The organism is Amycolatopsis sp. NPDC004625 (assembly GCF_040609695.1).
In the GTDB taxonomy this organism is placed as follows: Bacteria; Actinomycetota; Actinomycetes; order Mycobacteriales; family Pseudonocardiaceae; genus Amycolatopsis.
The window spans coordinates 23249-32230 of sequence record NZ_JBEXKX010000074.1; the positions used below are offsets into that span (position 1 = coordinate 23249).

The 8982-nt window shown below is 73.1% G+C and carries 9 protein-coding genes; 5 read left to right on the forward strand and 4 right to left on the reverse strand.

The features are described from left to right. Window positions 1–8: 8 nt before the first annotated feature. The gene (locus tag ABZW17_RS43235; protein ID WP_354827690.1) at window positions 9–590 is read left to right on the forward strand and encodes an HhH-GPD-type base excision DNA repair protein; all 582 of its coding nucleotides are present in this window, start codon (window positions 9–11) and stop codon (window positions 588–590) included. Here the strand turns inward: ABZW17_RS43235 and ABZW17_RS43240 are convergent. Next, entirely contained in the window at window positions 587–1141 is a 555-nt protein-coding gene (locus ABZW17_RS43240; protein ID WP_354827692.1) for a hypothetical protein, read from the reverse strand. The genes ABZW17_RS43235 and ABZW17_RS43240 overlap by 4 nt on opposite strands. A gap of 83 nt (window positions 1142–1224) precedes the next feature. Between ABZW17_RS43240 and ABZW17_RS43245 the strand changes: the two genes are divergently transcribed. Continuing rightward, window positions 1225–1413 (forward strand): DUF1918 domain-containing protein, encoded by a 189-nt coding sequence (locus tag ABZW17_RS43245; RefSeq protein ID WP_034285998.1) that lies wholly within the window; start codon window positions 1225–1227, stop codon window positions 1411–1413. On the opposite strand, the gene ABZW17_RS43250 is transcribed toward ABZW17_RS43245, so the two are convergent. After that, window positions 1410–2585 (reverse strand): MFS transporter, encoded by a 1176-nt coding sequence (locus tag ABZW17_RS43250; protein ID WP_354827695.1) that lies wholly within the window; start codon window positions 2583–2585, stop codon window positions 1410–1412. The two genes, ABZW17_RS43245 and ABZW17_RS43250, sit on opposite strands and share 4 nt — an antisense overlap. Before the next feature lie 108 nt (window positions 2586–2693). Here ABZW17_RS43250 and ABZW17_RS43255 point away from each other — a divergent pair, with 108 nt between their 5' ends. Together ABZW17_RS43255 and ABZW17_RS43260 are read left to right on the forward strand one after the other, a co-directional pair. After that, window positions 2694–3017 (forward strand): metalloregulator ArsR/SmtB family transcription factor, encoded by a 324-nt coding sequence (locus tag ABZW17_RS43255; RefSeq protein WP_354827698.1) that lies wholly within the window; start codon window positions 2694–2696, stop codon window positions 3015–3017. Window positions 3018–3200: 183 nt separating this feature from the next. Continuing rightward, the gene (locus ABZW17_RS43260) at window positions 3201–4385 is read left to right on the forward strand and encodes an MFS transporter (RefSeq protein ID WP_354827700.1); all 1185 of its coding nucleotides are present in this window, start codon (window positions 3201–3203) and stop codon (window positions 4383–4385) included. Between the two features lie 63 nt (window positions 4386–4448). Here ABZW17_RS43260 and ABZW17_RS43265 read toward each other — a convergent pair whose 3' ends face one another. After that, entirely contained in the window at window positions 4449–4766 is a 318-nt protein-coding gene (locus tag ABZW17_RS43265) for a DUF3017 domain-containing protein (protein ID WP_354827702.1), read from the reverse strand. Next, window positions 4763–5620, reverse strand: coding sequence for a bifunctional methylenetetrahydrofolate dehydrogenase/methenyltetrahydrofolate cyclohydrolase (locus tag ABZW17_RS43270; protein ID WP_354827705.1), 858 nt, complete (start codon window positions 5618–5620; stop codon window positions 4763–4765). The genes ABZW17_RS43265 and ABZW17_RS43270 overlap by 4 nt, the downstream gene beginning before the upstream one ends. Window positions 5621–5807: 187 nt before the next feature. Here ABZW17_RS43270 and ABZW17_RS43275 point away from each other — a divergent pair, with 187 nt between their 5' ends. After that, window positions 5808–8852 carry a glycohydrolase toxin TNT-related protein gene (locus ABZW17_RS43275; RefSeq protein WP_354827708.1) on the forward strand — a complete coding sequence of 1015 codons (3045 nt, stop codon included), beginning with the start codon at window positions 5808–5810 and terminating at the stop codon, window positions 8850–8852. Window positions 8853–8982: the final 130 nt, after the last annotated feature.

Genomic DNA, 8982 nt, shown 5'->3' on the forward strand with positions numbered 1-8982 from the left:
ATGACGGCATGCTGCGCGAACTGCACCTGACCGGCGACCCGGCGGCCGACCGGCTGCTCAACGACGATCCGTTCGCCCTGCTCGTCGGCATGCTCCTCGACCAGCAATACCCGATGGAGCACGCCTTCGCCGGTCCGCGGAAGATCGCCGATCGGATGGACGGCTTCTCCCTGGCGAAGATCGCCGCCACCGAGGTCGAGACCTTCGTCGAGATGTGCGTCGTGCCTCCTGCCATTCACCGCTACGGCGGTTCGATGGCCCGCCGCGTCCACGCGCTTGCGCAGCACATCATCGAGAACTACGACGGCCGCACCGAAGGCATCTGGCTCGACGGGCGGCCGAAGCCCGACGGCCCCGAAGTCCTGAAGCGGCTGCGGGCGCTGCCCGGGTTCGGGGAGCAGAAGGCCAAGATCTTCCTGGCCCTGCTCGGCAAGCAGCGCGGTGTCCAGCCGAAGGGCTGGCGCGAGACGGCCGGTGCGTACGGCGACCGCAGCTCGCGACGGTCGATCGCCGACGTCACGAGTGCCGAGACGCTCGCCGAGGTCCGCGCCTTCAAGAAGGCCGCCAAGGCCGCCGCGAAGGCGGGCTAACGCACCCAGACGCGCAGCGGGCCGAGCGCCCGGGCGCCGTGGTCCAGGGCGAGCCGCAGGGCGTTGCCGTGTTCGTAGCCGACCACCGGTAGCCCCGGGAACGCCGACGCCACCGCCGCCACCGCGCCCGGCCAGCTCTCGTCCGGGCCCGAGAAATTGGACAGCCCCACCACGTCGTCGCCGCGGTGCGCGATCACCTCCGCCGGGCCGCGGGACAACACCGCCACGGACGGGTCGGCGTGTCCGACAACGCGCCGCCAGCCCGGCTCCGGGACGCCCGGGCCGCACGCGATCCACGTCGCCTCGAACAACACCGAGAAACCCGGCAGGTCCAGCGTCGCGAAGCTGTCCTTCACCGAGCAGCCCGCGGAACCGTCGACGAACGGGAGGATGTCGGCCGCCGTCGCGGCCGGGTCGAGCGTCACCGCGTCCGGGTAGTACTCCGGTGGGCGGACGGCCGACGTCCACGCGCGCGGGCCCCAGCGGCCGCCGCCGGCCACCAGCGCGCACCACGCCGCGTTCTCCGCCACCGCCGCCCGTCGACCGTCCACTTCGAAAACCCTCCCACGCCACCCGATCGCCGGGCTACCAGCGTCCCCGGCCCGCTCCTACCCTGGACTCGGAGGTGAAGCCCATGCACGCAGGAGTGGGAGACGAAATCCAGGTGCACGGCCGGACGGTCGGGTCGGCCGAGCAGCGCGGCGAGATCCTTGAAGTCCGCGGGCCCGACGGCGCCCCGCCCTATCTGGTGCGGTTCGCCGACGGGCACGAGGGGCTCGTCTACCCCGGGCCCGACTGCGAGGTCCAGGCGCACGCCGACTAGACGGCGACCGGTTCCCGAGGCTCGCGGACCCGCCCCCACGCCGAGCCCACCAGCAGCAGGGCCGCGAGGGTCAGCGCGGCCGCGACCTCGGGCAGCAGCAGCGGCCCGCCCGAAGCGAGCACCGCTCCCCCGACCACGCCGGACAGGCCGACGCCGAGGTAGATCGCGGACGCGTTGAGCGAGAGCACCAGGCCGGCGTGGCCCGGGGACAGCTCGATCAGGCGGTGCTGCACCGGCGGGTTGAACGACCACGTCGCCAGCCCCCACACGAACAGCGAGATCCCGGCCGCGACCGGCGTCACCGTGGTCAGCGGCAGCAACGCCATGACCGCGGTGATGGCCACGGTGACCACGATCAACGGCTTCCGCGAACCCCAGCGGTCGGTCGCCCGGCCGCCCGCGAAGTTGCCGATCGCGCCGCCGACGCCGTAGCAGAAGAGCAGCACCGTCACCGTCGTGCCGTGCACGCCCGCGGTCGCGGCCAGCAGCGGTGACACGAACGTGTAGACCATGAACGCGGCCAGGCAGGCGAGCACCGTCGTGGCCAGCATGACGAGCACCCGCGGGTCGCGGCCGGCGGCGAACCGCTCGGCCAGGCCCACCCGCGGTGGCGCCGCGACGACCGGCAGCGCGAGCCGCACGGCCAGCGCGCTCGCCAAGGAGAACGCCGCGACCAGCGCGAACGCCGTCCGGTAGCCGAGGTGCTGCGAGATGAGGCTGCCGAGCGGGACGCCGAAGATGAGCGCGACCGTCAGGCCGCCGAACACCATCGCGACCGCGCGCCCCCGGCGTTCGGGGGCGGTCAGCTCGGCCGCCACGGCGCTCGCCGCGGGCGTGAACACCGCGGCGCCGACCGCGGTCACCACCCGGGCGACCAGCAGGGAGCCGTAGCCGGGCGCGAGCGCGGCGAACAGGTTGCCGGCGCCGGTGACGACGAGCGCCGCGACCAGCAGCGTCCGGCGTTCCCAGGTGCCGGTGGCCGCGGCGAACAGCGGCGAGCCGACCGCGTACGCGATGGCGAAAGCGGTCACGAGCTGCGCCGCGGCCGTCGCCGAGACGTGCAGCTCGCCGGTCAGCGCGGGCAGCAGCCCGGCGACGATGTAGCCGCTGGTCCCGACGCCGAAGGCGCCGAACGCGAGGACCGAGATCCTCGAAGGTGCAGGTGCGGACATGGGTTGAGCCCCCAAGCGAAGCCGGGATTGGTTCGACGAACGTCGTAGTTCGACAGTCACCGTACTACGTCACTGCCGCAATTTCGACCGGCGTCGTACAATGGGCACATGGCCAAGACCGACACGCTGCCCCCGATCGCCCACCCGGCCCGGGAGGAGATCACCGTCGAAGGCGTGCTCCGCGCCCTCGCCGACCCGGTGCGGCTGGCCATCGTCCGGCAGCTCGCGGGCACCGAGCAGGAGATCGCGTGCGGCGGGCTCACCGTGCCGGTGACCAAGTCCACACTGACCCACCACCTGAGCATCCTGCGCCAGGCCGGGGTCGTGGCCGGCCGCCAGGAAGGCACCACCCGGTTCAACTCGTTGCGCCGCAACGATCTCGACGCCCTGTTCCCGGGCCTGTTGAACGGCGTTCTGGCCGCTCGGCGGTGATCTTGCGCGTTACGGTGTGGATCGTCACCCGCTATCGGGATGACAACCGGGGCCCTCGGTTGTTGGACTGGGCGTAGGCAGCTCACGGCGCTGGGGCCGATCGCTGCCTTTATTTGTGCCCGCCTACTGAACCGATCCAGAACCTAGGCTCAGTAATCGTTTACCCACCCTGGAAGGAGTGCCGTGCCCGTCGCGCTGCTCGCGCTCGCCATCGGAGCTTTCGGCATCGGGACCACCGAGTTCGTCATGATGGGCGTGCTGCCCCAGGCGGCCGCCGACTTCGGCGTCGACATCCCGACCGCCGGCCACCTGATCTCCGCCTACGCCCTCGGCGTCGTCGTCGGCGCCCCCCTGCTCACCGCGGTCGCCGTCCGGCTGCCGCGCAAGACCATGCTGCTGGCCATGATGGGCCTGTTCACGCTGGGCAACGCCCTCTTCGCGCTGTCACCCAACCAGGAGTTCGGTGTCGCGTTCCGGTTCCTGGCCGGCCTGCCGCACGGCGCGTTCTTCGGCGCCGGTGCGGTCGTCGCCTCCAGCCTCGTCGGCCGGGGCGAGCGCGCCAAGGCCGTGTCGCTGATGTTCCTCGGCCTGACCCTGGCGAACGTCATCGGCGTGCCGCTGGGCACGCTGCTCGGCCAGCAGGTCGGCTGGCGCGCCACCTTCGGCGTCGTCGCCGTGATCGGCCTGGTCGCCATCGCCGCCATCGCGAAGCTCGTCCCGCACCAGGGCAAGCCCTCGGCCGAAGCGTCGCTGCGGAACGAACTCGGTGCGTTCAAGCGGCCGCAGGTGCACCTGGCGCTGGCGATCGTCACGTTCGGCCTGGGCGGCGTGTTCGCCTGCCTGTCGTACATCACGCCGATGCTGACCGACGTCGCCGGCTACTCGCCGTCGAACGTCACCCTGCTGCTGTCGCTGGCCGGCGTCGGCATGACGATCGGCAACCTGCTCGGCGGCCGGCTGGCCGACCGCGCGCTGATGCCGAGCCTGTACATCGCGCTGCTCGCGCTGGCGTCGGTGCTGGGCATCTTCACCATCACCGCGCAGGGCAAGATCGGCGCGGCGATCACGATCTTCTTCGTCGGCGTCGCCGGGTTCATGATCGGCCCGATGATGCAGGCGCGGATCATGGAGAAGGCGGGCGGCACACCGTCCCTGGTGTCGGCCGCCGTCCAGTCCGCGTTCAACATCGCCAACTCGATCGGGGCCTACCTCGGCGGCCTGGTCATCGCCGGCGGCCTCGGCCTGGTCGCCCCGAACTGGGTCGGCGCCCTGCTGGCGGTCTTCGGGCTGACGCTGGCCGTCGTGTCGGGCACGCTCGACCGGCGGGAAGCGAAGGCCGAGCGGCGTGAGCTCGCCCTCGCGTCCTGACCCTGCCGCGGCTGCTCGTGAGTGAGAAACAGTGTTAGAACACTGTTTCTCACTCACGAGCCCTCAGCTGGAGGCGAACGGGCCGCCGATGATCGTCAGGGCGACGTACAGCACCGCCGCCGCCAGTGCGGTGAACGTCACCACGTCGACGACCTTGCCGCGGATCGCCAGCAGGCCCGCCCGGGTCGTCGGCAGCACCGCCCGCAACACCGCGGCGAGGAGGAGCGCGGCGCCGATCAGCGCCGCGCCCTCCCGCCAGTGGTACTGGAAGATCCGCAGCGCCGCGACGGCCACCACCAGCAGCACCGCCGCGAACGGCAGCTGGGTGAACCGGGACGGCCGTCGGCCGGCCACCTCCCGCCGGTCCTCGGTCATCGTCATCGGCCCGCGACCGAGCGCTCCGCCGCTTCGACGACGTTGCTCACGAGCATCGCCCGGGTCATCGGGCCGACCCCGCCCGGGTTGGGGGAAATCCAGCCGGCGACCTCGGCGACTCCCGGGTGGACGTCGCCGGTGAGCTTGCCGTCCACATGGGACACGCCGACGTCGAGCACCGCCGCGCCCGGGGCGACCATGTCCGGCGTGATGATCCCCGGCACCCCGGCCGCGGCGATCACCACGTCGGCGCGGCGGACCTCGGCGGCGAGGTCGCGGGTGCCGGTGTGGCACAGCGTCACGGTGGCGTTCTCGCTGCGGCGGGTCAGCAGCAGGCCCAGCGTCCGGCCGACGGTGATGCCGCGGCCGACCACGGTCACCTGCGCGCCGTTCAGCTCGACGCCGTGCCGCTTGAGCAGCTCGATGATCCCGTACGGCGTGCACGGCAGCGCACCCTGCTGGCCCAGCACGAGCCGGCCGAGGCTGACCGGCGCGAGGCCGTCGGCGTCCTTCTCCGGGTCGATGCGCTCGAGGACGCGGTTCGCGTCGAGGTGCTTCGGCAGCGGCAGCTGGACGATGTAGCCGTGGCAGGCCGGGTCGGCGTTGAGCTCGTCGACGGCGGCTTCGAGCTTCTCCTGGGTGATGTCGGCCGGCAGGTCGCGGCGGATCGAGTTGATCCCGATCTTGCCGCTGTCGGCGTGCTTCATGCGCACGTACGAGTGCGAGCCCGGGTCGTCGCCGACCAGGACGGTGCCCAGCCCCGGCGTCACCCCCTTCGCGGCCAGGGCCGCGACGCGCGGCTCGAGCTCCGCGAAAATGGCGTTCTTGGTGGCCTTGCCGTCGAGAATCTTCGCCGTCACGGGCCCCATTCTGGCAAAGCGACCCCCGCGCGTCGCTTCCAGGCGCGGCTGGTCGCAGCCCGTAGACTCGCCGCTACCCCACACGGTCCAATCGCGACGGTGAGCGCGATCAAGCTGTGACCTACCGCACGTCGCATCACCCGAGGTCAGGCGCGGTGCCACCGGGTGGCCGGGCGGCAAAACCCACATGCGGGGTGCACTCGCGCGCGCGAGCAGTCAAAATGTCCCCGTGGCACAACCGACGACGCAGCTGAACGCGACCGAGCAGGACACCCTGGTCAAGCAGATCGGACTTGCCCTGCTCCGTGCCGCCCCGCGCGACTGGCGCAAGGTCACCGCGGAGTACCGAGCCGTCGGGAGGTACCACGAGCTGACCGGCGAGATCGTCACCGAGGACGGCACGGCGCACGAGTGGCTCGCGACCCACGACATCGCGACCCTCTTCGGGCGCCTGCGCGGTGGCATGTACCGCGACGGCCGCGGGACGTGGTTCAACGCGCGCTACCAGCTCGACCACCCGTCCAGCTACAACCTCGAGTACAACCGCGACGAGCCGGTGTGGAACCTCGCGCCGCCGCCGCAGGCCTACTCCGACGAGCTGCGGATGTTCCCGCGCACCGAGGAGAACGTCCCCGAATGGCTGATCCGGCGGATGTCCGGGCTCGGCCCGGAGCAGCCGGGGCCGCACTTCCGGATCGCCCGGATCTTCGACACCGTCGGCCCGGCCGGCCGGCCGGTGATCAACCGCCCCGACCTCGAGGTCGAGGAGCAGGACCGGCTGCTGGAGTATCTGGAGCACGCGCCCCTGGTGGTGCCCGAGCGCGGCTACGACATCGACCGGCTGGCCGCGGCGCCCGAGGCCACCGTCCCGGTCGCCTTCCACAGCGACGGCCAGTGGATCTGGCCCGCCGCCGTCAACTTCTACCTGCACAAGTACGGCGTTTCGCCCGAACCCGACCTGGTCGAGCACGTCCGCTCGGTCGGCTTCACGCTGCCGCCGGTCGACGAGGGGACGCTGCAGGCCGCCGCCGGGTACCTGACCCGGGGCAGCCAGCCCCCGCCGCAGCGCCCGGCCGGGCCGCCGCCGCAGGGCCCGCCGCAGGGCCCGCCGCAGGGCCCGCCGCAGGGGCTGGCGCCACAAGGCCCGCCGCCGCAGGGTCCGCCGCCGATGCCGCCGCCGCAGCAGCAGGCGCCCGTGGGGCCGCCGCCCGGCGTCGCTCCCGTCGTGCCGCCGATGCCCCCGCAGCACCAGGAGCCGCCAGCCCCGGTCGAGGCGGCGCACGCGCCCGCCGAGCCGGAGGCGCCCGCCGAAGAGCACGAGTACGCCGAAGACGGCTACGACCAGGAGTTCGACGACCGCTTCGCCGCGGAAGACGAGCACTACGGCGAAGAGGACTACGCCCGGCAGGCCGAGCACGCGCCGGGGTCGAACGGCACGTCGCCGGAGCCGGGCCGGGTGCCCGACCTCGACGAGACCGCGGAATACGTCCCGGACCAGCCGATCGGGCACGAGCCGGAGGCCCCGCGCGACGACGAGCACGCCGCGTTCCAGCCGCCGCACGAGGACGAGCACCCCTTCCAGCCGGAGCAGCACGTCGAGGAACCGCACGACGACGAGCCGGCCCACGCCTTCCAGGCCGAAGAGCCACTGGAAGAGGAGCACGCCTTCCAGCCGCAGCACGACGAAGAACCGGCGCACGCGTTCCACGCGCCGGGGCCGGACGAGACGCCGCACGACTTCCAGGCCCCCGGCCAGCCGCACCGGCCGGACGAGGCCCCGCCGGCGTTCCAGCCGCCCGGCCAGCCGCAGCGGCACGACGACGAACCGGTCCACGCGTTCCAGCCGTCGCCCGAAGACGAGCCGCAGCACCACGACGACGAGCCGTCACACGCCTTCGCCCCGCCGAGGCGGACTGAGCAGCCCACGTTCGATCCCGGGCCGCCGCAGCACCACGATGACGAGCCGTCACACGCCTTCACCCCGCCGAGGCGGAGTGATCAGCCCGCGTTCGATCCCGGGCCGCCGCAGCATGACGACGAGCCGTCCCACGCCTTCGCCCCGCCGAGGCGGAGTGAGCAGCCCGCGTTCGATCCCGGGCCGCCGACCATGATCACCCAGACCGACGTCCCCGGCGTGCTGCCCGTGCCGGAGCCGCCGGCTCCCCAGCCCGCCGCGCAGGCCGAGCCGCCCGCCGCCCCGCGTACGGGCCGCCGGGCGCTGCGCCGCGAGACGCCGGACCACCCGGTGCTCGCCGGGCTGCAGGCCAAGCTGGACGAGCTCGACGTGCCCGAAAGCGGCTACAAGCTGGGCGAACCCGCCGAGCACGGGTGGAGCGTCGAGGAGGTCGAGGACGGCTGGCGCGTCGGCTGGTACGACGGCAAGCTCAGCAACCCCGCGGTGTTCGGCGACGCCGAGGACGCGGCCGCGTTCATGCTCGGCAAGCTGCTGCTCAACCCGGAGGGCCAGGTGCCCGCCGAGGAGCCGCCCGCGCCGGAGCCCGAACCCGAGCCGGAGCCGGAACCGGCGCCGCAGCGGGTCGTCGCGACGCTCTCGCCCGAGGTCGCGACCGGCTCGTACCCGGTCCGCAAGCCCGAGCCGCCGGTGCCCCCGCAGGAGCAGACGGCGTTCACCAGCGCCGAGGAGCTGTTCGGCGACCTCGAAGACGACGAGCCACCGGCCCCGCCGCGCCCGCCCGCACCGCCTGCCCCGGTCCCGGCCGGGCCGCCGCCGGTGGACCGGCAGCAGGCCGGCCCGCCACCCGCCGCACCGGCCCCGCTCCGGCGTGAGCCGCCGCAGCAGGCGCCGACCGTCCTGGCCCCGGTGCCGCCCGCACCGGCCCGCCCGGCCGTCAACGGCGGTGGTGGCGGTGGCCAGCAGCAGTGGCCGATCTCGCCGATGGCGGGCGAGCCGCCGCTGACGCTGTTCCGCGGCAAGGAGCTGCGCGAGCTGCCCGCGGGCAGCGAACTGGACCGCTTCGGCGGCCCGAACGGCAATCTGACGTACGCGGCGGGCACGCCGTTCGCCGAGCGGTCACTGGTACCCGAGTGGGTGAACCGCCCGTACCACGTCTACCGGGTGCAGCGGCCGTTGGAGACGCTGGCCGGCGTCGCGATCCCGTGGTTCAACCAGCCCGGCGGCGGGTCGGCGTACCTGCTGCCGGCGTCGATCGAGGAGCTGCTGGCCGAGGGCGACCTGATCGAACTCGACCCGGGTGAACCCCCGATCGACTGACTCCCCGGTCGTGAGTGAGAAACAGTGTTAGAACACTGTTTCTCACGAAGAAGTCCACGCTCCCCGGCGGGTACAGCCGGTGCAGCGTGAGCGCGCCGTCGACCTTGGGCCGCAGCACCGTGCGCAGCGA